The organism is Duganella alba (assembly GCF_009674495.1).
GTDB classification, from domain to species: Bacteria; Pseudomonadota; Gammaproteobacteria; order Burkholderiales; family Burkholderiaceae_D; genus Rugamonas; species Rugamonas alba.
In genome coordinates this window covers 179646-204703 of record NZ_WKJN01000005.1, presented here as the reverse complement: position 1 = coordinate 204703, position 25058 = coordinate 179646, and the positions used below count along the sequence as shown (strand labels likewise).

At 63.2% G+C, this 25058-nt stretch carries 21 protein-coding genes and 1 pseudogene; 4 read left to right on the top strand and 18 right to left on the bottom strand.

Going from position 1 to position 25058, the window contains the following annotated elements; genetic code table 11:
- Positions 1-88 precede the first annotated feature (88 nt).
- Entirely contained in the window at positions 89-1486 is a 1398-nt protein-coding gene (locus tag GJ695_RS07060) for a c-type cytochrome (RefSeq protein WP_229260360.1), read from the top strand.
- On the opposite strand, the gene GJ695_RS30010 is transcribed toward GJ695_RS07060, so the two are convergent.
- From GJ695_RS30010 to rpsO, 7 genes and pseudogenes are all read right to left on the bottom strand, one after another.
- Positions 1471-1614, bottom strand: coding sequence for a DUF29 family protein (locus GJ695_RS30010; protein ID WP_229260358.1), 144 nt, complete (start codon positions 1612-1614; stop codon positions 1471-1473). The two genes, GJ695_RS07060 and GJ695_RS30010, sit on opposite strands and share 16 nt — an antisense overlap.
- A 64-nt stretch (positions 1615-1678) precedes the next feature.
- Positions 1679-1729: pseudogene (locus GJ695_RS30615) on the bottom strand (hypothetical protein); the annotation flags it as partial.
- 537 nt (positions 1730-2266) lie between these two features.
- Complete coding sequence (locus GJ695_RS07050; RefSeq protein WP_154363266.1) at positions 2267-2695, bottom strand: T6SS immunity protein Tdi1 domain-containing protein; 429 nt, start codon at positions 2693-2695, stop codon at positions 2267-2269.
- Between the two features lie 271 nt (positions 2696-2966).
- Entirely contained in the window at positions 2967-3371 is a 405-nt protein-coding gene (gene vapC / locus GJ695_RS07045) for a type II toxin-antitoxin system VapC family toxin (protein WP_154363264.1), read from the bottom strand.
- Positions 3368-3562 carry a type II toxin-antitoxin system VapB family antitoxin gene (locus GJ695_RS07040; protein WP_154363262.1) on the bottom strand — a complete coding sequence of 65 codons (195 nt, stop codon included), beginning with the start codon at positions 3560-3562 and terminating at the stop codon, positions 3368-3370. The genes vapC and GJ695_RS07040 overlap by 4 nt, the downstream gene beginning before the upstream one ends.
- Positions 3563-3717: 155 nt before the next feature.
- Positions 3718-5847: a polyribonucleotide nucleotidyltransferase gene (gene pnp, locus GJ695_RS07035; protein WP_154363260.1), complete on the bottom strand. Its 2130-nt coding sequence runs from the start codon at positions 5845-5847 to the stop codon at positions 3718-3720.
- A 186-nt stretch (positions 5848-6033) separates the two neighbouring features.
- A complete protein-coding gene (gene rpsO / locus GJ695_RS07030) occupies positions 6034-6303 on the bottom strand; it encodes a 30S ribosomal protein S15 (RefSeq protein ID WP_008450438.1) in 270 nt (89 codons plus the stop codon).
- Positions 6304-6449: 146 nt separating this feature from the next.
- Between rpsO and bamE the strand changes: the two genes are divergently transcribed.
- The 3 genes from bamE (at position 6450) to GJ695_RS07015 (ending at position 8945) form a co-directional block, all read left to right on the top strand.
- On the top strand, positions 6450-6935 hold the full coding sequence (bamE, locus tag GJ695_RS07025) for an outer membrane protein assembly factor BamE domain-containing protein (RefSeq protein ID WP_154363258.1): 486 nt from the start codon (positions 6450-6452) through the stop codon (positions 6933-6935).
- Positions 6936-7036: 101 nt separating this feature from the next.
- Positions 7037-7849: a hypothetical protein gene (locus GJ695_RS07020; protein ID WP_154363255.1), complete on the top strand. Its 813-nt coding sequence runs from the start codon at positions 7037-7039 to the stop codon at positions 7847-7849.
- Positions 7850-7898: 49 nt separating this feature from the next.
- Entirely contained in the window at positions 7899-8945 is a 1047-nt protein-coding gene (locus tag GJ695_RS07015) for a TonB family protein (protein WP_166455062.1), read from the top strand.
- On the opposite strand, the gene GJ695_RS07010 is transcribed toward GJ695_RS07015, so the two are convergent.
- The 11 genes from GJ695_RS07010 to GJ695_RS06960 all read right to left on the bottom strand — a co-directional run bounded on the left by GJ695_RS07010 (position 8946) and on the right by GJ695_RS06960 (position 25051).
- Positions 8946-9629, bottom strand: a complete 684-nt coding sequence (locus GJ695_RS07010) for an ArsR/SmtB family transcription factor (protein WP_154363250.1) — start codon at positions 9627-9629, stop codon at positions 8946-8948.
- A gap of 76 nt (positions 9630-9705) precedes the next feature.
- Entirely contained in the window at positions 9706-10011 is a 306-nt protein-coding gene (locus tag GJ695_RS07005; RefSeq protein WP_154363247.1) for an NIPSNAP family protein, read from the bottom strand.
- A 69-nt stretch (positions 10012-10080) separates the two neighbouring features.
- Positions 10081-11004 carry a sugar kinase gene (locus GJ695_RS07000; RefSeq protein ID WP_154363245.1) on the bottom strand — a complete coding sequence of 308 codons (924 nt, stop codon included), beginning with the start codon at positions 11002-11004 and terminating at the stop codon, positions 10081-10083.
- Positions 11001-12548, bottom strand: coding sequence for a 2-isopropylmalate synthase (locus GJ695_RS06995; RefSeq protein WP_154363243.1), 1548 nt, complete (start codon positions 12546-12548; stop codon positions 11001-11003). Before GJ695_RS06995 ends, GJ695_RS07000 begins: the two co-directional genes overlap by 4 nt.
- A 67-nt stretch (positions 12549-12615) precedes the next feature.
- Positions 12616-13488, bottom strand: coding sequence for a CDP-diacylglycerol--serine O-phosphatidyltransferase (gene pssA / locus GJ695_RS06990; RefSeq protein WP_154363241.1), 873 nt, complete (start codon positions 13486-13488; stop codon positions 12616-12618).
- A 104-nt stretch (positions 13489-13592) separates the two neighbouring features.
- Complete coding sequence (locus GJ695_RS06985; RefSeq protein ID WP_154363239.1) at positions 13593-14357, bottom strand: SIMPL domain-containing protein; 765 nt, start codon at positions 14355-14357, stop codon at positions 13593-13595.
- Between the two features lie 56 nt (positions 14358-14413).
- A complete protein-coding gene (locus GJ695_RS06980) occupies positions 14414-15172 on the bottom strand; it encodes an SIMPL domain-containing protein (RefSeq protein WP_154363237.1) in 759 nt (252 codons plus the stop codon).
- A 95-nt stretch (positions 15173-15267) separates the two neighbouring features.
- The gene (locus GJ695_RS06975; protein ID WP_154363236.1) at positions 15268-17697 is read right to left on the bottom strand and encodes a GH92 family glycosyl hydrolase; all 2430 of its coding nucleotides are present in this window, start codon (positions 17695-17697) and stop codon (positions 15268-15270) included.
- A gap of 17 nt (positions 17698-17714) precedes the next feature.
- Positions 17715-20384, bottom strand: a complete 2670-nt coding sequence (locus GJ695_RS06970; RefSeq protein WP_229260357.1) for a beta-mannosidase — start codon at positions 20382-20384, stop codon at positions 17715-17717.
- On the bottom strand, positions 20348-21868 hold the full coding sequence (locus GJ695_RS06965) for a tryptophan halogenase family protein (RefSeq protein WP_154363234.1): 1521 nt from the start codon (positions 21866-21868) through the stop codon (positions 20348-20350). The genes GJ695_RS06970 and GJ695_RS06965 overlap by 37 nt, the downstream gene beginning before the upstream one ends.
- 90 nt (positions 21869-21958) lie before the next feature.
- Positions 21959-25051 carry a TonB-dependent receptor gene (locus tag GJ695_RS06960; protein WP_229260356.1) on the bottom strand — a complete coding sequence of 1031 codons (3093 nt, stop codon included), beginning with the start codon at positions 25049-25051 and terminating at the stop codon, positions 21959-21961.
- Positions 25052-25058 lie beyond the last annotated feature (7 nt).

Genomic DNA, 25058 nt, shown 5'->3' with positions numbered 1-25058 from the left:
TGCCGGGGCCGTGCAGCAGCACCGGCCTCGGCCTTCCCTGTTTTCTGACGGTACAATGGCGCGATCAAACCATCAGGGGACAATCGCGATGTACAAGACCGCTCTGCAAGCCGCCGCCATCGGCATGGCGTGCATTTCCTTCGCCGCGCACGCCGCCACGCCGGTTGCTGCCGCCGAAAAACTCTATCAGGCCAATTGCGCCGTCTGCCACGGCGCCAAGCTGGAAGGCGCGGTCGGGCCGACGCTGGGCGAGCATGCCTGGCTGCACGGCGCACCGACCAGAGCCAATCTCATCAACGTCATCAGCAAGGGCGTGCCGGACAAGAACATGCCGGCGTGGTCGCCGACGCTGAACGCGGCGCAGATCGCCATGCTGGCCGATTACATCGCGGCCAACGCCGACAAGAAGCTGGCGGCACCGGCGGCCATGGCAGCCAGGCCGGCCACCACCGATCTGCTCGGCGGCTTCAAGCTGCCGAAAGGCTTCCGCATCAGCGTGTATGCCGAAGGCGCCGAGACCGCGCGCAGCATGGCAGTGTCGGACAGCGGCATCGTCTATGTCGGTTCGCGCAAGGCCGGCAAGATCTATGCGCTGGTGCCGCGCGCCGGCAAGCAGTCGGCCGAGGTAGTCACCGTGGCCGAAGGGCTGGAAAATCCGATCGGCGTGACGCTGCTCAACGGCGCCCTGTACGTGGGCGAAATCAGCCGCGTGATCCGCTTCGACAATATCGACCAGCGCTATGCGCAGAAGCCATCGTATGCAGTGGTCAAGGTCAGCCTGCCGGCCGACAAATGGCATGGCGAGAAGGTGATGCGGGCCGGGCCGGATGGCAAGCTGTACATTCCGGTCGGCGCGCCCTGCAATATCTGCGACACCGACGACACCCGCAGCGCCAAGATTTACCGCATGAATCCGGACGGCAGCCAGCTGGAGGAAGTGGCGCGCGGCGTGCGCAACACGGTCGGCTTCGACTTCCATCCGTCGACCAAACAGCTGTGGTTCACCGACAATGGCCGCGACGAGCTGGGCGACAACACGCCGTCCTGCGAGCTCAACGTGGTGACCAGGCCGAACCAGCACTTCGGCTTCCCCTACTGCCATGGCGGCGTGGTGCCCGATCCGCAGTTCGGCAAGAACCGCAGCTGCGACGAGTTCGAAGCACCGGTCGCCAAGCTGGGGCCGCACGTGGCGCCGCTGGGCATGACCTTCTACACCGGCAAGCAGTTCCCCGACATCTATCGCAACAACATCTTTGTGGCGGAGCATGGTTCGTGGAATCGCAGCACCAAGAGCGGCTACACTGTGCACCTGATTACGCTGTACGGCAACCAGCTGGTCAGCGACACCGCCTTCATCGACGGCTTCCTGCGTGGCGATGAAGTGGTCGGCCGCCCGGTCGACGTGGTGATGCAGGCCGACGGCTCGCTGCTGGTCTCCGACGACTACGCCGGCCGCATCTTCCGCGTAAGCTACGACGGAAAATAATCGTCAGCCAGCACCTGCTCAAGGCTCCACTCGCAAGCCTTGGGCAGGTCGGTCAAGCCGGCCTGCAGAATCGCGGCGCTGAGCGCGTCGGACCAAACCTCCGCATTCCATTCCGGATCGTCCAGCAAGGGGCGCCAGTTGATGGCGATGGCTGATGTTCATATCCTCGATTTCTTCGGCAATATGCTCGATGTCCAGCAAGGCCCACTGGCCTGAACGCAGCAGCGCGACCTGCTCTTGCACCCAGGCGGCCACATCTTCTTAGTATGCCGTACTCATCGCCAAACTCCGCATCAGGGCGTGTGCTTGTCAGACCGGAGACATCCCAAAAAGTTCAGCGGCAGCTTTCGTCGTCAACGAATAAGATCGAATTCCCGAGGAGACTGGGCCGGCATGGTAAGGCGCACTCCACTATCGAGCAAACGCGCCGCTTCTTCGCCAGCATAAAACGCTTTGATGCGGCAAAACTGGCGCCTGATTTGAGTTTCAAAGCCCGTTGCAGGCTTCGTGACGGAGCAGAATCGGAAGCACTGGCCACAGGACAGTGCTATCCGGGTTAGAGAGCTAATCAATGACCCATCAGCTTTTCTTCGCCACGTACTTGAATCGCTTTTTCATGCCCGCCTCCCAGTTGGCAGACTCAAGCTTAGTACCGTACTGAACTGAGGTAGCAGGTCAGCCGGGTTCCATAGAACGAAATGGCTTGAATAAATATGCCCGGTGCGGGTGTAGGCAAGCTGCCTGCGCGACTCAATCGCGGCAAGAACAGACAGCCGATCGTTAGCAGTCGCAAAGAAGTGGGGCAGACGGCGGTTCGTATGTTTGCCTGGCGAGATCACCTGCCATGCCAATGATTTCGTGAATTGGAGCGCTGGCAAGATTTGGCATGTCATACGCTCCGCCAAGATAACCCGGAACTTTCAGGCAGTACTTTCTCGGAGGCGTGAGCTCGCCCAGATGTTTACGCGCCACCTCTACCAGTTCGCACATATACCAGTCGTGGAGAAACTCCTGGTCCCGTAGCAGCACCTCAAACGAAGCTTTGTCATCCGCAACCACTTCGCACATACCCTCTTCAGGCGTGATCCGCCAGTAACGACCATCCGTCGCACGGACAAGGAGATTGCCGAAGTCATTTTCCGCGACGACTTCTTCAGGATGGATACCGGCCCAACCCCAGGCACGCGAGATTTCAATGATCAAAGGCATATGACTTAACCTTATTTATCAGCGGCATTGGCCAATTTCATTCTTCTTCAAAGACAGCCACTGTGATTCGAAGCAATGTTCATCAAGTTCCGGCATCCACCGAAGTGGATCAGCTTTTAGATCTTCGGACTTACGTCGAAGCTCATAGGTGAATCGCTGCACTTCGCTTAGCTTTTTCCTCGACACGAACATCGAGCTCACCGAAGATCCGTGTAATCACAGGATATTGCATATGGGCAGCATTATCGATAGATAATGTAAATTTTGCACATTAGGAAAGCAATGTTATTGCAGAACAAAGTCCCAAATAATCGACGAAGGGATCGAAATCCTTGTCGCTGTATAACAGCGCGTAGCCATCTTTGATGCAGCGGGTAGCGATGATTGTATCAATCGTTTTGCGTATTGTGACGCCGAATAAACGCAGCGCACGGAAATTCTGTGCTGCCTGTATCGCGATTGCCTGACCGCCGAGGTCCACTACAGTCAGTGAAGTTAGCAGCCTGTGCGCTTGACGAAAGTCGCGGTCTAAACGAAAGCCCTGCAGCACCTCCGTTACAATCAAGTCGCCTGTAGCCAAGGGTTCGTGGCCCAGTACGGCATCGAGCACATCGGTTTGCAGCGTAGAATTGCCCCTGAAGAAATCAATCCAAACGCTGGAGTCCACCAGGATCATCTGTCAGACCGTATGGCATCAAGGTCGCCCTCCCAGGCCAGCTTGCCTCGGAATTGACGTATTTTCTCTTGTTGCTTGAGGCGCACCACCGTGCGCAACCCTAGCTCCACAGCTTCGCTTTCAGATGTTAGTCCAGTCAGCAGCAGCGTTTCTTGCATGAGCTTTTCGTCGATGAAAATATTCGTTTGCATAACGCCTCCTCGATGACGGAACGTCGAGACATGCTAGGCCTGTCAAGCTACCGGCACAACGAAATTTTACGTCACGCTGGATGCAGATCAAACGACGCAAGAAAAAAGCCGCCGGGGCTTGCGCGCCCGGCGGCTTTTCAGATCAGACTAGCTGATTACTGCGCGTTGGCGGCAGCGGCGGCAGCTTCTTCCGCAGCGGCTTTCATCGACAGTTTCAGGCGGCCGCGGTCGTCGGTTTCCAGAACCTTGACGCGCACTGCCTGGCCTTCTTTCAGGTAGTCGGCCACGGCGTTCACACGCTCGTTGGCGATCTGCGAGATGTGCAGCAGCCCGTCTTTACCTGGCATGACCTGAACGATCGCGCCGAAGTCCAGCAGCTTCAGCACCACGCCGTCGTAGGACTTGCCTACTTCGACCGAGGCGGTCAGCTCTTCGATGCGGCGCTTGGCTTCCTGGCCGGCAGCAGCGTCGACGGAAGCGATGGTGACCACGCCTTCGTCGCTGATGTCGATCTGGGTGCCGGTCTCTTCGGTCAGCGCGCGGATGACGGCGCCGCCTTTGCCGATCACGTCACGGATTTTTTCCGGATTGATCTTGATGGTGATCAGGCGTGGCGCGAAGTCCGACAGTTCGGTCTTCACGGTCGGCACGGCCTTTTGCATTTCGCCCAGGATGTGCTCGCGGCCTTCCTTGGCTTGCGCCAGCGCCACTTGCATGATTTCCTTGGTGATGCCCTGGATCTTGATGTCCATCTGCAGCGCGGTGATACCGTTGCGGGTACCAGCGACCTTGAAGTCCATGTCGCCCAGGTGATCTTCATCGCCCAGAATGTCGGACAGCACGGCGAACTTGCCGCCTTCCTTGATCAGGCCCATGGCGATACCGGCCACGTGCTCTTTCATCGGCACGCCGGCATCCATCAGCGCCAGGCAGCCGCCGCAGACCGACGCCATCGACGACGAACCGTTCGATTCGGTGATTTCCGACACCAGACGCACGGCGTAGCTGAACTCTTCCTGCGATGGCAGGGCGGCGATCAGCGCGCGCTTGGCCAGACGGCCGTGGCCGATTTCGCGGCGCTTAGGGGTGCCGACGCGGCCGGTTTCGCCGGTGGCGAACGGTGGCATGTTGTAGTGCAGCATGAACGGGTCGGTGAACTCGCCCATCAGCGCGTCGATCTTCTGTGCATCGCGCGCGGTGCCCAGGGTCGCAACGACCAGTGCCTGGGTTTCGCCGCGGGTGAACAGCGCCGAACCGTGGGTGCGTGGCAGCACCGAGGTACGGATCGAGATCGGACGCACGGTGCGGGTATCGCGGCCGTCGATGCGTGGCTCGCCGTCGAGGATCTGCGAACGCACGACTTTCGATTCCATCTCGAACAGGATGTTACCGACGTCAACGCTGTCCGGTGCGGCAGCGCCGGCAGCGGCGGCTTCGGCGCCCAGGGCGGCCACTACTTCAGCCGACATCGCGCGCAGCTTGTCGGTACGGGCTTGCTTGTCGCGGGTCTGATAGGCGTCGCGGATCTTCGCTTCGGCGAAGTGGGCCACGCGGCCGATCAGCGCTTCGTCCTTGGCTGGGGCGGTCCAGACTTGCTCCGGCTTGCCGCCGTCGCGCACCAGGTCGTGGATCGCGTCGATCACGGCCTTCATCTGGGTGTGGCCGAAGACCACGGCGCCCAGCATGATTTCTTCCGACAGCTGCTGGGCTTCCGATTCCACCATCAGCACGGCGGTTTCGGTACCGGCAACCACCAGATCCATCTGCGAGGTTTTCAGTTGTTCAACGGTAGGATTCAGGATGTACTGGCCGTTGGCGTAACCCACGCGGGCGGCGCCGATCGGACCATTGAACGGCACGCCCGACACGCACAGCGCGGCCGAAGCACCGATCATCGAGGCGATGTCCGGGTCGATTTCTGGGTTGACCGACAGCACGTGGATCACCACTTGCACTTCGTTCAGATAGCCCTCTGGGAACAGTGGGCGGATTGGACGGTCGATCAGGCGGGATGTCAGCGTTTCTTTTTCCGAAGGACGACCTTCACGTTTGAAGAAACCGCCCGGGATTTTACCGGCTGCGTAGGTTTTCTCCAGGTAGTCGACGGTCAACGGGAAGAAGTCCTGGCCTGGTTTCGCGTCTTTACGCGCCACCACGGTAGCCAGGATGACGGTGTCTTCAATCGACACCATCACCGCGCCGGAGGCCTGGCGAGCGATTTCGCCAGTTTCCAGCGTAACGGTGTGTTGACCGTACTGGAAGGTTTTCGTAACTTTGTTAAACATGGGTAATCCCTTTCTATTTGCCGACAGATTTTCAGGGGCTGTCGTTCACCTCACCACAGATGGCCCGAAAGCCACCTTTCCTACAACTCTACGTACTACTTGGCAATTTTTTAACGTCCAGAAAGACAAAATGCCCGCGACAGCAAACTGGCGCAGGCATTTTGATTAGGCCGGACGGCGCAAGAATTACTTACGCAGACCCAGTTTAGCGATCAGATCGCGATAACGGGTAGCGTCTTTGCCCTTCAGGTACGACAGCAGGGATTTACGACGGTTAACCATCATGATCAGACCACGACGCGAGTGGTGATCTTTGCTGTGGGCTTTGAAGTGGCCGTTCAGTTCGTTGATGCGAGCGGTCAGCAGTGCAACTTGCACTTCTGGCGAGCCGGTGTCTTTTTGGCCACGGGCGTTGTCCGCGATGATCGCGGCTTTGTTGATGTTTTCTACGGTCATGATATTTACCTTTAACATGCGGTGCGCGGAGTCGGAACCCTGCCCACCGTGATTACAATAAAGCCTGGTCGGAAAGACCAGACCCGGAAGTATAACGGAAAAAGTCGCGTGTGTATCTGCTTTTGACGCTTTTTCAGGAGGTAAACATGAAAAACGCTATGGTTTTGGCAATTCTGGCGCTGGCTGTTGCGGCCTGTGCCCACTTCGGCGAACCGCCGCCACAGCCCGGCGCGCCGCTGGACGCGGTCAAGGCCCGCCTCGGCCAGCCGACCAATGTCTACGCCGATGGCGGCGACACGCTGCTCGAATACGCCACCGGCCCGATGGGCCAGTACACCTGGATGGCGCGCATCGGCGCCGACGGCAGGCTGGTGTCCTACGAACAGGTGCTGAACGGCGCCAGGTTCGCCACCGTCAAGCCGGGCAAGGATAACAAGGACAGCGTGCTGCGCATCCTCGGCCGTCCCACGCAAGTCACCCATTATGCCAGCGTTGACGGCGACGTCTGGCTGTACCGCTATAAAGAGCAGGATGTGTGGAACTCCATGATGTCGGTGGAATTCAACCGCCAGGGCGTGGTCCAGGCCATGGTCAACGGCCCGGACGAGGAACGTGAAGTACGGCGGCGCTAGGTAGGATCATTCCCACGAGAATGCCGGGCGTGCGCCGACGTGTTTTGCGCCGAGCGGTTGCTATGATTTTCCCATTGACATCGCAACCAACCGGAGACCCCATGTCCTTACGCACGCCCCCTGCCCGCCACGCCATTTACACCGCCACGTTACTGGCGCTGAGCACCGTCAGCGCCATCGCCTGGGCCGATCCGTCGCCGGCGCTGGACCGCGCCAGCCTGTCGGTCGGCGCCTTCTACACCGAACCGAAGATCAACTACGAAGGCGACACCAACTACGGCCGCATCGACACCGGCACCTACAAGACCGACCACGTCACCCTGCCGCGTGTGAAAGCTTCCGTGCTGCTGGGCGATTCGCAGGGCCTGGACTTCGATTACTACCGCTACGACAAAACCTACAGCCCGGACCTGAGCGGCACCACCAATTACAACGGCCTGCCGTTAACCGGCAACGGCCGCCTGGACGCCAAGCTGAAACTGGACCTGGCCAACCTGGCCTATAAATGGTGGATCGGCAGCGGCAACGACGTGTTCGGCATCGGCGCCGGCGCGGCCTACTATCAGGCCAGCCTGAAGGGCACCGCCAGCGGCGTGCTGAACGGCGTGGCCGGCAGCGGCGCGTATGAAGAAAAAGAAAGCGCCTGGGCGCCGTTGCTGGAACTGGGCTGGCGTCATGCGGTGTCGGAAAACGTGCGCATCTACGCGGATGCGTCCGGCATCAAGAAAAACGGCGGCAGCATCCAGGGCCACATCTACGGCGGCGCGATCGGCGTTGAATGGTTCCCGACCAAGGCCGTGGGCGTGGTGGCGGAGTACACCGCCAGCAAGATCAGCCTGAACCGCCAGCGCGACAATACCGACCTGAATGTTCGCTTAAACGGCCCGGCGGCTTACGTCAAAGTCCGCTTCTAAATCGGCAAACATGCTAAATTGGCACATTCCTTCCCGGAGTGTGCCAATCATGAAACTCTACCTCACCGCGCTTGCCGTCGCGGCCGCCCAGCTTTCAGCGCCAGCTCTGGCGCAAACTTCCGCCAGCACCAAGCCCGTTGCCCAATTCAGCACCTGCGTCAAGCCGGAATGGCCGAAGGAAGCGCTGCGGCATGAGGAACAGGGCACGGTTCAGCTGGCGTTCCTGATCGGCACGGATGGATCGGTGCGCGAATCGCGCGTCGAGCGCTCCACCGGCCATCCCTTGCTGGATCAGGCGGCGCAGGACTCACTCGCCCGCTGCAAATTCAAGCCCGGCACCGAGAACGGCCAGCCCGTCGAAACCTGGACCAAAATGCAGTACGTCTGGAAGCTCGACGGTCCTTCGCAAAAACAGATCGACGAAAACCTGGCGCAAGCGCGCGCCGGCGCTGAGCGCAACGAGCCGGAAGCACAATACAAACTCGGGCTGATCTACCTGAACGGCCACGGCGTGCCGCGCGATCAGGAAGTGGCGCGCGGCTGGCTGGAGAAGGCGGCGAACCAGGGATCGGCCGGCGCGCAGGAGACGTTGGGGCTGCTGGCCTCGCCGCGCGTGGGCGATCCCGGCGATCCGGCGTTGGCCGCTGTGTGGTTCCGCAAGGCGGCCGAACAGGGCAAGGCAAACAGTCAGTACTTCCTCGCCTTGCTGCTGCATAAACAGGGCAATAACGACGAAGCCAAGGTGTGGCTGCGCAAGGCGGCCGCGCAGAACCATCCGTCAGCGCAATCGGCGCTGGGCAGCACGCTGCTGGCCAGCGGCCAGGACGACGATCTCAAGGAAGGCATTGGTTTTCTGCAGAAGGCCGCAGCGCAGCAGGAGCGCACCGCGCAGGTGGTGCTGGGCCAATGCTATGAGACCGGCCTTGGCGTTTCGCAGGACTACGCGCAGGCTGCCGCGATGTATCAGCGTGCCGCGCTGGCGCACAACCGCATGGCCGAACTGGCGCTGGCGCGGTTGTACGAGCAGGGACTCGGCGTGACGCAGGATAAGGCCAAGGCGCAGGAACTGCTGCAACAGGCCAAGGCGCCGCAGTAGTCAGCTTTCCAGCCAGGCTGCCAGCGACGTTGCGTCACCGGCGGTGACGCCCAGCGCACGCGTGTCGTCGCTGCGGCGCAGCCAGCCGCGTTCAACGAAATTGTCCAGCAGCGCCACCGCCAGCGGGCCGGCGAAATGGTCGCGGCGTTCGGACCAGTCGACGCAGCCGTAGAGCTGGCGCGGGCTTTCGTGCAGCACGATGCCCAGGTCGCGCACGCGCGCGGCGCCGTCGACCGTCAGCGCGAATTCGTGACCGTCGCCCTCGCCGGCTTGCACCCAGCCGTTGTCGATGAAGCAGCGGCACAGATCCACACCCAGCACGCCGGCCAGATGGCCGTAGCAGCTGCGCGCGTGGCGCAGGCCGCGCATGGCCGGGGCCTTCCAGCGCGTGGTTTCGGGTAGTGCGCCGTCGGCCACGCGCAGCAGGGCTTCCAGTGCATGAGCGACATTGCCGTCGGCGAGCATGTAGTAGCGATGGCGGCCTTGGGCGCGGACGCGGGCCAAGCCTTCCTCCACCAGCAGCTTCAGATGCTGCGACGCTGTCGGCGCCGCCACGCCGGCGTGCTGCGCCAGTTCGGTGGCGGTGTAGAAGCGGCCATCGAGAAGCCGCGACAGCATCAGCGCCCGCGTCGGATCGCCGATGGCCGCCGCCACCCGCGCAAAGCGTGGCTGCACCTGCGTCATGGCGCGGCCGGCGCGTATGCCGCGCCCGATGCGGAAGCCATCGGGGTACTGGGCATTACCTCAAAAATCACCGCGATCATGAAACAGCCTCCGCAAAAGTGCGCTCCTCGCGCAGGATGAACCGCTGCTGCCGGGCGAACGCAAAGTTATCCTTCGCCTCCGCATCCGCGCGCAGGCGGCCGCGATACGATTCATAATCCGCCAGCGAATCGAAGCCCACCAGTCCCCACGCCTCGTAATTGGTGCCCTCATGCGGCAGGAAGTAGCCGATCAGCCGGCCGCCAAGGCGCGGAATGATGCGGCCCCAGTTCTCGGCATATTGGCGGAAAGCGTCACGCTGGAATGGATCGATCTCGTAACGGATGAAGCAAGTGATGGTCATGTAAGCCCCCGGTTGAAAACACCAGAATAGCTTTTCAAAATCCCCAATGCTTCGGCGTGGAGCGAAGTATCAAGCCAGCGCGGCACGCACCTGCGCCGCCGTCGGAATCGGCGCCACCGCGCCATGGCCCAGCGTCGATAGCCCGGCGGCCCCATTCGCATAGCGCACCGCATCGCCCAGCGTATCGCCGGCTGCCAGCCGCGCCAGCAGACTGCCATCGAAGCAATCGCCAGCGCCGGTGGCGTCCACCGCCTGCACCGCGCGCGCGGCCGCCAGTTGCGGCTGCGCGCCCTGCTCCGCATACCATGCGCCGGCCGAACCGGCCTTCAATACCACCGTATGCGCGCCATGCGCACGTGCCCATGCGAAGATCGCCGGCACATCATCGGTGCCCGCCAGCGCCACCGCTTCGTCAAGACTCGGCAGGAACAGATCCGTCATCGCAATCGTGGCGCAGATGGTCGCGCGGGCGCGCGCCAACGGCCACAGTGACAAACGCAGATTCGGATCGAAACTCACCTTGCCGCCAGCCGCGCGCGCGGTCTCGATGGCGGCAAACACCGTGTCGCAGGCGCCGGCCGAAATGGCCTGCGAGATGCCCGAGATGTGCAGCCAGCGCGTGCGCGCCGCCGCGCTCAAGTCCATGGTCTGCGGCTGCATGCGGCTGGCCGCAGAACCGGCGCGCAGATAGCTGAACGCATGCCCTTCCGGCCCGTGATTGACGAAATACAGTCCGGTCGGCGCCTGCGGATCGCGCGCCACCGCGCTGACATCCACGCCTTCCGTCTGCCACAGATCCAGCAGCATGCGGCCAAAATGGTCCTCGCCGACGCGGCTCAGGTAAGCGGTGCGCGCACCCTGGCGGCTGGCCGCGATCACCGCGTTGGACGTGTCGCCGCCAAAGCCCTGGCGGTACAACGGCTCGCTGGACCTGGCCTGGTTGAACTCCACCATCGCCTCGCCCAGCGCCACCACATCAAATTGCTCACTCATAGTTGCGGATTCACTCGCTCTATTTTCGAATGCAGTTTGTTCAGCGCCGACAGATAGGCCTTGGCCGACGCCACGATGATGTCCGGATCAGCGCCAACGCCGTTGACGATGCGGCCTTCCTTCGACAAACGCATCGTCACCTCGCCCTGCGACTGCGTGCCGGTGCTGATGGCGTTCACCGAGAACAGCACCAGCTCCGCGCCGCTGCCTACCTCGCCCTCGATCGCATTGACGGTCGCATCGACCGGACCATCGCCCCGGCCTTCGCTGACATGCTCCTCGCCGTCGATAAGGAACACCACTTTCGCCGACGGCGTCTCGCCGCTGGCCGAGCGCTGTTCCAGCGAGACGAAGCGGTAAAACTCGCTCTCCTGCGATTGCTGCTCATCCGACACCAGCGCCAGGATGTCCTCGTCAAAAATCTCCGACTTGCGGTCGGCCAGCTCCTTGAAGCGCGCGAACGCGGCGTTGACTTCGGTTTCCGATTCCAGATCGATGCCCAGCTCCTGCAGGCGCTGCTTGAACGCGTTGCGGCCGGACAGCTTGCCCAGCACGATCTTGGTCGCGGTCCAGCCCACATCCTCGGCGCGCATGATCTCGTAGGTCTCGCGCGACTTCAGCATGCCGTCCTGGTGGATGCCCGAGGCGTGCGCAAACGCGTTCGCACCCACCACCGCCTTGTTGGGCTGCACCGCAAAGCCGGTAATCTGCGACACCATCTTGGACGCCGCCACGATCTGCGTGGTGTCGATGCCGCATTCCAGGTTGTAGTAGCCGCCGCGCGTGCGCAGCGCCATCACCACCTCTTCCAGCGCGGTGTTGCCGGCCCGTTCGCCGAGGCCATTGATGGTGCACTCGACCTGCCGTGCGCCGCCGATCATCACGCCGGCCAGCGAATTGGCCACCGCCAGTCCCAGGTCGTTATGGCAGTGCACCGACCACACGGCCTTGTCGGAATTGGGAATGCGCTCGCGCAGGCGGCGGATGGTCTCGCCGAAAATCTCCGGCACCGCGTAGCCCACCGTGTCCGGGAAGTTGATGGTGGTGGCGCCTTCGGCGATCACGCCTTCCAGCACGCGGCACAGGAAATCCTCGTCCGAGCGGCTGCCGTCTTCCGGACTGAATTCGATATCGTCGGTGTACTGGCGGGCGAAGCGCACCGCGTTGCAGGCCTGCGTCAGCACCTGCTCCGGCAGCATGCGCAGCTTGGCCTCCATGTGCAGCTTGGAGGTGGCGATGAAGGTGTGGATGCGTTTGCGCTCGGCCGGCGCCAGCGCCTCGGCGGCGCGGGCGATGTCGCGGTCATTGGCGCGCGACAGTGAACAGATGGTCGACTCGCGCACCACCGAGGCAATCGCCTTGATGGATTCGAAATCGCCGGGAGAGGCGGCGGCGAAGCCGGCCTCGATGACGTCGACGCGCAAGCGTTCCAGCTGCTTGGCGATGCGGACCTTTTCGTCCCTGGTCATCGAGGCGCCCGGCGATTGCTCGCCGTCGCGCAGGGTGGTGTCGAAGATGATCAGGCGGTTGGATGAGTTGCTCATGATAGCTCCGTGGCTTGTGCTCAGTTGCTTCGTTGCTGGAATCTCAGTGCCCACCGCACTGCGGTGTCTAGTGCCGTTCGCTCGGGTCGTCGCTTTCCATCTCGGTCTGGATCAGGCTGACCTTCTTGCCCTTGGCCGCGCGCCAGGCCGCGACCACATAACCGGACAAGCCGTAAATCGCAAACAGCGGCCACAAGGTCGCCGCCGGCTTGATGGCGATCAGCGCCAGGCCCAGCGCAATCAGGAACACGCCGATGAACGGCACCGGCTTGCGGAAGTTCACGTCCTTGAAACTGTAGAACGGCACATTGCTGACCATCGTCAGGCCGGCGAAGACGGCAATGCCCCACGATACCCAGCCCATGTCCAGGCCCGACACTTCCAGGTCCAGCATCATCAGGATGAAGCCGGCCACCAGCGCGGCGGCCGACGGCGACGGCATGCCCTGGAAGTAGCGCTTGTCCACCACTTCGATATTGGTGTTGAAACGCGCCAGGCGCAAGGCGGCGCCGGCGCAGTAGACAAACGCCGCGATCCAGCCCAGCTTGCCCAGGCCGCGCAGCGACCATTCGTACATCACCAGCGCCGGCGCGGCGCCGAAGGACACCATGTCCGACAGCGAATCGTACTGCGCGCCGAATTCGCTCTGCGTGTTGGTCAGGCGGGCGACGCGGCCGTCCAGGCCGTCCAGCACCATGGCGATGAAGATCGCCCAGGCGGCATGCTCGAATTTCTGGTTCATCGCCATGACGATGGCGTAGAAACCGCAGAACAGCGCGGCGGTGGTGAAGGCGTTCGGCAGCAGATAAATGCCGCGGTGGCGCGGCCGGTCGAGATCCTCTCCGCGGGCGCGACGCGCAAAACGGCTGAAGCGCGACGTTTTGGGCACCTTGACTTGGGCTGCGCTACCTTTGGCGCGGCGGCGGGGGAAATTGGGCATAGCGGTCCGTTTCTCTCATTATCTGGTTATTGCGCCATCATTATAGAGGAGCCGCCCGTAAAAAAGGGGATGGCGCGCCATCCCCCTATTCTGCCCAATTTTGCCTATTTGAAGCGCACTTTGCCCACCAGGCGCATTTGCAGCGTGGTTTCGCCCGGCTCGAAGCTTGGTTCGACAACCTGTCCCGGCGCTGGAGGGGCCGGCGGCGCGGCGGCGTAGGCCATCGCGCGCGCGCCGGTGACCTCCACGCGGTTGCTGTAGTTGCCGGAGCCTTCGAAATCGACCGTATCGAGCACGGCGTCGCCCACATTGCGGCCCATGGCGCCGGCAATGGCATTGATGCGTTCATTCAGGTTCAGATAGGTGGCGGCAATGCGTTCGTCGTCCATTTTCTTGGTGGTGGCCGGCGACAGGCTGAAATGCAGGTTATTCAGGCTTAACACGCTTTGCGCGGCGGCCACGGTTTTCGGCAGGCTGTCCAGATTGGTGGTGACGAGTTGCACGCTCTGGCCGACGCGCCAGGCGGTGGGCACGCGCGGCTTGCGCGGCTGGCCGGGCACCGGCGCCGGCTCCTCCGGATAGACCGGATAGGTGTAGTAGTTCTGGGTTTTCAGCGTGGCCTTGGGATCGGCCTTTTTCAATACCTCAAGGCCCTGCTTCATCTTGGCATTGACGCGCGAAGCGGCGACGGCCTTGTCCTTGTCGACCTCTTCCACCGACAGCGTGGCGTTGGCCTGGTCGTTCACGTGCGTGACTTCGCCAAAGGCCGGCACCACCACCAGCGTGCCGGCGGTCGGCAGGGTTTGCAGCGGCGCGGCGTGCGCGGCGACCACACACGCCGTCAGGGCGGCGACAACGAGGTATTTCATTGCAGGCTCCAGTTGAGAAAAAAACAAACTTTACCTCAACTGGCGCCGAACACAACTTATTTGAAACGGACCTTGCCGACCAATTGCATCTGCAGGGTGGTCTCGCCCGGCTCGAAGCTTGGCTCGGCCACTTCGGCCGTGTCGGCGGACTTCATGCGCATCATCATCGGCGCCGCCGCAGGGCGGGCTTCGGTGTAGTTGCCCGAGCCTTCGAAATCGACGGTGTCCAGCACCGCGTCACCGACCTTGCGGCCCATGGCGTTGGCGATCGAAGCGATGCGCTCGTTCAGGTTCTTGTAGGTGGCGGCGATGCGCTGGTCATCCAGCTGCTTGGTGGTTTCCGGCTTCAGGCCGAAATTGATGCTGTTCAGCGCCAGGATTTTCTGCGCGGCGGCGACGGTTTTCGGCAGCTTGTCCAGGCTGGAGGTGGTCACTTCCAGATACTGACCCACGCGCCAGGCGGTCGGGACGCGCTGCTTGGCCGGACGGCCGTTCGGCAGCACGACTTCTTCCGGATAGACCGGATAGGTGTAATAACCCTGGGTTTTCAGGCTGGCCTGCGGATCTTCTTTCTTGACGATCTCCAGGCCCTGCTTCATCTTGGTGTTGACGCGCGACGCGGCGGCAGCCTTGTCCTTATCCTGCTCTTCAACGGCCAGCAGCACGACGGCCTGGTCGTTGACGTGTTTGACTTCGCCATATGCGGGCACCACCACCAGCGTGCCGGTGGTGGGCAGTTCATTAGGAGCGGCGTGCGCAGCCAGCGCGATGGAAGTGATTGCAGCGACGGCAGCGAAATTTCTCATGATGCTCATGCGGGCTCCTTAGTTAATGTTACAAGGTTACAACTGCCCGCACTTTACATGAATTTACAAACCGCACCTGTAAGACATGGTGAGAGTTTGTAACATTAGTTTTTCAGCCCTGCCGGCGCCTGCGGCAGGTCGCGGCCACGGGTGCCCCAGCCTGCGGTATCGGCTTGCGGCGTCAGGCGGTAGCCCAGGATGCCGCCGGCTTGCAGTTGCTCCCAGTCCAGCCAGACGCGCGATACCGGCTGGTTGCCCCAGCTGACCGATTTGACGAAGCGGCGCTCGCCCGGCTTGGCGTCCGGTGCTTCGATGCGCAGCAGGCGGCCCTGCGGCAGATCGATCTCGGCACGCGAGAAGCGCGGTGCGTGCAGCAGGAAGCGGCCACTGCCCGGCGCGTCCGGGTACAGGCCCAGCGCGCTGAACAGATACCAGGCCGACATGGTGCCCAGGTCGTCGTTGCCGGTTACGCCGCTCGGACCGTTGCCGAACAGGGTCTCGGCGGCGCGCAGCACGGTGGTGGTTTTCCACGGCTGGCCCATCAGGGTGTAGACCCATGGCGCGTGCAGGTCAGGCTCGTTGTTCGGGTTGTAGCGGAACTGGCTGTAGTAGCTGTACGGACCCACCACCCACGATTTGCGCACCGCTTGCGGATCGGCCACCAGGGCGTCGTAGTCGAAGAACAGGTCCAGGCGTTGCAGCGCCTTGGCTGGTCCGCCCATCGCTTCGGCCAGGCCAGGGATGTCCTGACGCACCAGCCACTGGTATTGCCAGCCGGTGCCTTCGTGGAAGCCGCGCTCGCTGCGTGGATCGTAGCTGCCGTCGACGTCGGTGAACCATTCACCGCCGATCAATCGTGGACGCGGGAAGCCGCTCAAGCCGGTCTCCTTGTCCTGCGCTTTCGGATCCCATACCTTGCGCCAGTTCAGCGCGCGCTGCGACAGCAGTTGCGCATCTTCGGTGTGCCGCAGCGCCTTGGCCATGGTGGCCAGCGCGCCGTCACCGACAGCATATTCCAGCGTCGACGAGGCGCCGTGGTGCGGATCGACGTCCATGCCTTTCGATGGGAAGCTGCGGTCGTATTGCACGAAGCCCTGGCTCAGGTAGTTCAGGTTGCCGGCGCGGCCTTGCGCGCGGATGTTATGCGGCGGCACGCCGAAGGCGTTTTCGCGCAACGCGGTGTAAGCCTCAGCTTCGCGGCCCTTCAATGCGCCATAGCGCCACAGGTCGACCAGGAACGGCGTGACCGGATCGCCGGTCATGATGTTGGTCTCGAAGTTGGCATAGCCCCAGCGTGGCAGCCAGCCGCCCTGCTCGCGGATCTTCAGCACCGAGTTGCCGATGTCACGCGCGCGTTCGGGACGCAGCAGCGCCAGCAGCTGGTTCTGCGCGCGGTAGGTGTCCCACAGCGAGAAGAACTCGTAGTAAGTCCAGTCCTTGGCGGTGTGGACGGCGTTGTCGTAACCGCGATAGCGGCCGTCGGCATCGTTGCCGGTCAGCGGCTGCAGCAGCGCGTGGTACAGCGCGGTGTAGAACACGGTGCGGTCGTCGTTACTGCCGCCCTGGATGCGCACGCTGTTCAGTTCACGCTGCCAGACCGATTGCGCCTGCGTGCGCATGGCGTCAAAGCCCATCGGACGGCCGTTGGCCATGCCTTCGGCTTTCAGGTTGGCGCGCGCGCCTTCGATGTCGACGTGCGAGATGGCGCTGACGGCGGTTACCGCCTTGCCGGACTTGAGGTCGAAGGTCAGCCAGACGCCGTGCGGACGGGCTTCGCCCTGCTGGCTCGGGCCTTTGGCGCCCGCCCAGCCGCCGCGATCATCCCAGATGCCGTGCGTGGTGAATGGCTGGTCGAAGGTGATGCGGAACCATGTGGTGTACTGGGCGCCGCCGCAGAAGCTCTTGGTGGTGATCTGGCCTTCGACGCTGCGGTCGTCCACCACGGTCACTTCGCTGCCGATCACGGAATGGCGTTCGTTGGCCTGGCCCAGATTCAGCAGCACGTTGCCGCTGGTGGCGTTGGCGGCAAAGGTGTAGCGCTCGGCGGCGGCGCGGGTCAGCGCGGTGGCCTCGGCGGTGATGCCGCCGTAGCTGGTCAGCTGCACCTTGTAGTAGCCGGCCTGGCCGACTTCGCCGTCGTGGCTATACTCGGCGGCGTATTTTTTGTAATCGAAGCTGCCTGGCTTGGCGGTATCGAAATCGCCGCCCGGTCCGATCTTGCCGGTGACCGGCAGCACTTGCAGCTGACCGCCCTGCTCCCAGCAGCCGGCGCCGGACAGGTAGGAGTGGCCGAAGCCGCGAATATGGCTGTCGCTATAGCGCCAGCCGGCGTAGTGCTCGCCGGTCGGGCCGACCTGGATCATGCCGAATGGGGCGGAGGCGCCGGGGAAGGTGTTGCCTTCATCCTGGGTGCCGATGAAGGTATTGACCGGTGTCGTGTTGGCTGGCACTGGCGTGGCCGCGACGGCGGGCAGCGTCAGCGCGGCCAGCAGCGTGCAGGCTGCCACACGAGACGGGATGGGGAATACGGACATGAAGCTATCTCCTTTTTTTAGTGGTCGTCGGCCAGTGAACGCACGCGCAATACCTTGCGCAGCGTCGCCAGGCTGGCCTTGGATGAAACATGCAGCGACACGCTTTCACCCGGCAGCAGTGTCAATGCATTGTCAGAAACATCGGCGTCGGCGTCGCCGAAATCGATCCATACGGCGCGCGCGAATTTTGAGGCGCTCAGGTCGAGCGTGTAGCCCTTGCCGTCGGCGCGCAGTTGCGCGCGCAGGCCGGCGTCCGGCCAGTGCATCTCCTTGGCTGGCTTGAAATATACCGTGCCGCGCGATGCCGGTTCGCCTTCGGCTTGCAGGTCGAACACGGCGACGGTGGATGCCGGATCGGCGTCGCCCAGCAAGGCAGCGTCGGTGTAATCGGCCAGCCGGGTTGACGACAGCGACGCCAGCTCGACCTGCTTACGTTCGTCGCGCAGCAGCTTGCCGTCGAGGCTCAGCAAGCGCAGGCGCAGTTCGCCGCGCACGGCGTGCGTGCGGTCGTTGAGCAGGTTGAGCGAGGTATTGCCTTGCGGTGTGCGCAACGCGGCCACCGCCACCGGCGCGTAGAAGCGGCGTGCATGGAATTGCAAGGCTTTCCAGCGGCCGAACCAGTCCACGCTGGACCAGGAGGCGCCCGGCCACACATCGTTCAGCTGCCAGTACAGCGAACCCATGGTGAACGGCCGGCTGGCGCGATGGTGTAGCGCCGCCAGTTCGATGCCCTCGGCCTGCGCGGCCTGGCTCAGGTAGACGAAGGAAGCGAAGTCCCTGGTTTCGCCGAACTCGTAATCCACGTATTTCATCAGCCGTTCGTTACCTTTACCGGCCAGGAATTTCTGGTGCGCCTCGATCACCGGCGTGGCGATACCCTGCTCGCCGCGCTTGGCGAAGGCATCGATGGTGCGTTGCACGGGCCAGGCCTGCAAGCCGTATTCGGACATGAAGCGCGGCGTGATCTCCAGGTACTTGGACGGCGGATGCGCAGGATTGCCCCACACTTCCCAGTAATGCATGTCGCCGCTGGCCGGCGTGTTGGCGACTTCGGCCAGATCGTCGCTCGGCGAGCTGGCCCAGTAGGCGATGCCGCCGCCCTCTTCCGCCACCACCTTGCGCAGGTCGACGCCGAACAGCTGGACGTAGCCTTTCCAGACCTTGTCGCCGAAGGCCGGATAGGCCTTGGTCAGCTCCTGGCCCGGTCCCCAGTATTTCCAGGCGATTTCCTCCTCGTTATTGCCGCACCAGAGCGCCAGGCTTGGGTGATTGCGCAGGCGGCGCACATTGTCGCGCGCTTCGGCGACCACGTTGGCGCGGAAGGCGTCGTCATACGCCGGCGGCATGCCGCCGCCGAACATGAAGTCCTGCCAGACCAGCAGGCCCAGTTCGTCGGCCAGGTCGAAGAAATCGTCGCTCTCGTAATAGCCGCCGCCCCAGCTGCGCAGGAAGTTCATATTGGCGTCACGCGCCGATTGCAGCACGCGGCGCAGCTGCGCCTTGGTCACGCGCGGCTGGAACATATCGAAGGGAATAGTGTTGGCGCCCTTGGCGAACACCGGAATGCCATTCACCGCGAAATAAAAGCTGCGGCCCTTGTCGTCCGGTTCGCGGCGCAGTTCGATACTGCGCAGGCCGGTACGCGCGCTGGCCTTGGCTTCGCCGAGTTCCAGCTCGTAGCGGTACAGCGGCTGCGCGCCGTAGCCGTTCGGGAACCAGCGTTGCGGATGGTCGATGTGCAGCGGCAGTTCGATGCGGTTGTCGCCGGCATGCAAGGCGGTCCGCTGTTGTGCGGCCAGCGTGCGCTTGCCGTCCGGCGCCGTCTGCCACAGGCGCAGATCGAATTCACCGTCACGCACCACGTCGGCCGAGACGATGGCGGCGATGTCGGCGCGCGCTTCATCCACGTGGTCCTGGCGCAGTTGCAGGTTATCGATGCGCAGCGCGGCCCAGCTTTGCAGCACGACCGGTTTCCAGATGCCGGCGGTGACGTAGCGCGGTCCCCAGTCCCAGCCGTAGTGGTAACCGGGCTTGCGGGCGAAGTTGCCGGTCATCGCATCCTTCGGCTCATCGCCGTAGGGCGACGGATAGTTGCCAGCCAGCTTGAGCGGCATGGCCTGTACCTGCGGCAGCAGCTTGGCGATCGGGGAGCGCAGCACGATGCGCAGCTCATTGCCCTTGGCGCGCAGCTTGCCCTGCACCGGCACACGCCAGGTGCGGAAGGCGTTGTCGGCGGCCAGCAGCTGGCTGCCGTTGAGCCACACTTCCGCAAAGGTATCCAGGCCGTCGAACACCAGATCGCTGCGGGCGTTTTTCAGCGCCGTGGCCGGTGCGTCGAAGCGCGTGCGGTATTCCCAGTCGGCCAGGCCTATCCATTGCAGGCCGGCTTCGGCCGCACCGACGTAAGGATCGGGTATCAGCTTGTTGGCGAACAGGTCGGTATGCACGGTGCCCGGCACCTTCGCCGCGCGCCACGAGGCGGCCTGCGGATGCGCGGCCAGTTGCGTATTGCCGGGCAGCAGGCGGAAGGTCCAGCCCTGGTCGATAACCAGCTGGTCCGGCGCCGCAGCGGCTGTGCCAACGGCGATGGCCAGGCACAGGCCGAGCATCAGCCGCAACCACTTCGGGGCGCGTGTCAGCAAAGGCGTGCTCATGGCGCCGGCGCCTTCCAGTAGCGGTTGATCCATTCCTGATGCGTCGGCATGGCGGCGACGGCGTGGGCCAGCATGCGCTCCATGCCCTCGACCTGCTCGATGATTTTGGCCTCGGGCATTTCATCGACGATGGGATGGTAGCTTTGCGGCACAATGCCCTGCCCCAGCATCACCTGCACCCAGCTGGGCAGCGCAAAGAAATCGTCACCGTTGCGGAAGTAGCGGCCATCGGCGCGGAACAGGTCGACCGCTTCGCGCAGGCTGTCCGGAATCGACATGGTGCGGCAGTAGTCCCAGAACGGCGTGTCGTTGCGTTCGGTCGCGTTGTAATGCAGGATCAGGAAATCGCGCACGCGCTCGTATTCGAAGGCGGACTCCTGGTTGTAGCGCTCCATCAGCAGCGGATTGAAATCGCGCTGCGGGAACATGCTCAACAGGCGCGTGATGCCCGATTGCGCCAGGTAGATGCTGGTCGATTCCAGCGGTTCCAGGAAGCCGCTGGCCAGGCCCAGCGCCACCACGTTCTTGTTCCAGAACTTGCGGCGCATGCCGGTTGTAAAGCGCAACTGGCGCGGTTCGCCCAGCGCCTCGCTGTCGAGATTGGCCAGCAATGTCGCGGCGGCTTCATCGTCGCTGATGTATTTGCTGGAATAGACATAGCCATTGCCGATGCGGTGTTGCAGCGGGATGCGCCACTGCCAGCCCGCCTTCTGCGCGCTGGCGCGGGTGTACGGCGTGATCGGATCGACGCTGGCGCTCGGCACCGCCAGCGCGCTGTCGCACGGCAGCCAGTGCGACCAGTCGACATAGCCGGTCTTCAGCGTCTGTTCGATCAGCAGGCCGCGGAAGCCGGAGCAATCGATGAACAGTTCGCCGTCCACCACCTGGCCGCTTTCCAGCGTCAGCGATTCGATATGGCCGTCCTCGGCGCGCTGCTGGACGCCGACGATCTTGCCTTCGATGCGCTGCACGCCGCGCTGCTCGGCCAGCTCGCGCAGATAGCGCGCATACAAGGTGGCGTCGAAATGGTAGGCGTAGGCGATGTCGGCCAATGGCGTACCCGGCGCGGCATTATGGTCGCGCGGCGCGAACTTGCCCTGCGGCGCCATCACCGTCTGCGGCGTGTAGGCGCCGATCGGCGCGGCGCGGCCGGACTGGAACAGCTTAAGCCAGAACTGGTGGAACGGCAGCGGCCCCATCGCGCGACCGATGGCGCCGAAGCCGTGGATATAACTGTCGCCGATGCGGCCCCAGTCGTTGAATTGAATGCCGAGCTTGATCGTGCCCTGCGTGCGCTTGACGAATTCGGCCTCGTCGATGCCCAGCCATTGGCCGTTGAACAGGCGGATGTGCGGCACGCTGGCCTCGCCGACGCCGACGATGCCGATCTCTTCGGATTCGATCAGGCGGATGCTGGCGCCCTTGCCCAGATAGGTGGCAAGCGCCGTGGCGGCCATCCAGCCGGCGCTGCCGCCGCCGACGATGGTAATGCTGTTGATGCGGTTGTTCGTAGTCATACGGGCGCCCAAAGAAGACGGCTTTGCCGGGAGGGAGGCAAAGCCGTTAAAGACACTTCCCCATCCGGCGGGACGGGGAAGGATCGGAGCTTAGAACTTGTAGTTCGCGCCAAAGTACGCGATGCGGCCGGCGTAGCTGTTGGAATAGAAGCGGTTCTTGGTGTCGTTGCCCAGATGCGAGCTCGACTCTTCCTTGGTCACATTCAGCACCGAAGCGGTGAAGCTCAGTTGCTTGGTGTAGTTGTAGGCCACGTTCAGGTCGACCTGGCTGTACGGATCGCGGTAGATGTTCAGACCGTTGATCAGGCCGTCCACCACCACACCGCGACGGTTGTACGAAGCGCGCGCCAGGAAGGTGTCGGTTTCGTAGAACACGGTCACGTTGCCCTGGTTCTTGGCGCTGCCGACCAGCGGCGACTTGCCGAGTTCGGTGCCATCGCCCAGCGTGATCGCGGCCTGGTTGGTCTTGTTGTAGGTGTAGTTGACCTGGAAGCCGACCCCCATGTCCAGCGTGTGCTGTGCATACAGTTCGATACCCTGCGACACGCCGTTACGGCCGCCGGCGGTGGTCGAGTAGTTCTGCACCGTCACGGTCTGGCCGCCAACCGTCTGCGGCACATTCAGCACCACCGGCACCGAGAAGTTGCTGACGTTTTTGCGGAACAGGCCGGCGCCCAGCACCGAGCCGCGGTGGAAGTACCACTCCAGGCCCAGGTCGAACTGGTTGGCCTTGTACGGTTCCAGTTCCTTGTTGCTGCCCGAACCGTACCAGCCCTGCTGGTCGCCGCCACCGATCAGACGGCGGTCGTTGACGTATTCCTGGCTGTATTGCTGCAGGCCGCCTGGGTAGGCGATGTCGTTGTAGCTAGGACGCGCCACCACCTTGGACGCCGCGGCGCGCAGCAGCAGCGTGTCGGTCAGGTCGTAGGCCAGATTGATGCTCGGCAGGACGTCGTTGTAGGTACGGTCCAGCGAGCTGACGGCGTAGGACTTGGTGTGCGCGATGCTGTCCGGCAGCGTGGTGAAACCGCTGATGCAACCGGAGCCGGAAGGCGCGCCGATCGCTGGCGCGCCACCCGCCTGGCAAGGCGCCGGATTGCCGTCGGCGCCATCGAAGAAGTAGTCGTTGTAGTTATCGACCTGGTCCGTGGAATCCGCATGCTGCTTGGTGCGCACCACGCGCAGACCAACGTTGCCGCGCAGACGATCCGCCTTGATGTTGGCCTGAATGTAAGCCGAAGCGATTTTCTCCTTGACGTTGTAGACGAAGTTGTCTTCGTTACGCGTCTGCATGGCGCCGTAGGTCTGGTTCAGGTACGACACGTAGGCCGGGAAGTTAATCGCCGGGAAGGCGCTGGCGTTGATGCCGCCGGCCAGGTTGCCCAGCGACTGGCTGTACAGGAACTGCGGCTGGAACTTGTTGGCGGTCGGATCGCAACCGGCCTGGTAGCGGTTGTCGTAGTTGGACGGATCGGTGCCCTTGCACGCCCAGTAGTTGTTGCCGGTGCTGCGGTGGGTGCCGCCGTCACGGTATTTGCCGCCGAACATGATGGAATCAAGCCAGCCCTTGTCGGTGTGCCAGGTGGCGTCCGCCTGGGCGTATTTCTGCTCGGTGCTGTTGCGGGTCCACGACGACTGGGTCGAGCCGAGGTCGATCTCGCCGATGCCTTTTTGCAGGTTGGACATCAGTTCCGGCGAGAAGGTCATGGTCGGCGTGCCGTTCAGGCTCCACGCGCTGGCGTAGTTGCCCAGGGTCCAGCTGCCGTCGGCATTTTGCACGCGCGGCTTGATCGGCATGGTGAATTGCAGTTCCGGACCGCCGGCGGCCCAGGTGCGGCCGGCCTTGAAGGTGGCGTCCACCGACTGGCCGCGCCATTCGGCTTCGATGTCGGCGGTCTGCGACAGCGCTTTCTCGCGGTTGTAGCTGCCGGTGATCTGCGGCGTCGGGATGGTGCAATCGTCCGGACCCCAGCCGCCTGGTTTCTGGCCGCCTGCGGCCGCCCCGGCTTCGCTGCAGTAGTAGGTCTTGCCGGCGTGGGCGCTGTATTGCGCGCCGGTGACGATGGTGCCGCTCTTGTCGAAGGTCAGGCCATCGAGCATGCGGCCGCCGGCCCAGTTGCCGTCGCCGTTGTAGCGCGCCAGATTCCACTCGGGGATCTTCAGCGTGTTGGTCTGCGAGTCCTGCGACAGGTCGAAGCGGAAGTAGTTACCCGTCAGCGTCAAGTTGCGCACCGGCTTGAATTGCAGCGTCACCTGGCCGCCCTTGCGCTCGCGTTCCTCGGTCTTGACGTCGAAGTTGACCGAGGTCGGCATCATGAAGTTGGTGTAGTACTTGCCGCTCTGGTCGTAGAAGCCCGACTCGCCCCACCAGTAGCTGTTCATCTTGGATGGCTTGCCGTTGACGTCGGTGGCCGGATGCGCGGTGTTGTCGTCGCTGTACCACTTCCAGTCTTCGGTGCTGGCGCCCATGGTGCGCGTGGTGCGCTTCTGCTGCGTGTAGCCGACCAGCACGCCGAAGCGGTTCTGCTCGTCGTGCCAGGCGTACTGGCCGGAGAACTGGCCATCGGTTTTCTTGGTGGTGTCGGCCCAGGTGCCTTCGGCCGACACGAAGCCGCTGCCGGACTTGACGTCCAGCGGACGACGGGTGTGCAGGATCACGGTGCCGCCGATGCCGCCTTCGTCGATGCGCGCTTCCGGCGTCTTGAACAGCTCGGCGCTGCCCAGCATATTGGACGGCATCAGCGTGTAGTTGAACGAGCGCGTCGGGTCGCCGTTGGACTCGGCGGTGGCGATGTAGTTGCCGTTCAGTTCGGTCAGCGTCAGTTCCGACGACAGGCCGCGCACGCTGACGTTCTTGCCCTCGCCGCCGCTGCGGTCGATGATCACGCCCGGCACGCGCTGCAGTGCGTCGGCCACGTTCTTGTCGGGGAATTTGCCGATGTCTTCGGCGGTGACCACTTCGACGATCGAATTGGCGTCGCGCTTCTGGTCGAGGCTTTTCTCGATCGCGTAGCGGTAGCCGGTGACGACGACGACCTTGTCAGCGTCGGCCTTCGGGTCCGGCGTGGCTGGCGCGGTGGTCTGGGCCTGCGCGCTCAGCGTCAGCAGCGCGGCGCCCACCGCCATGGCGATCGGCGTGGCGCGGCAGCGTAAATGCCGGGAAGTGTGGTGGAAAGCGGTCATGTGGTCA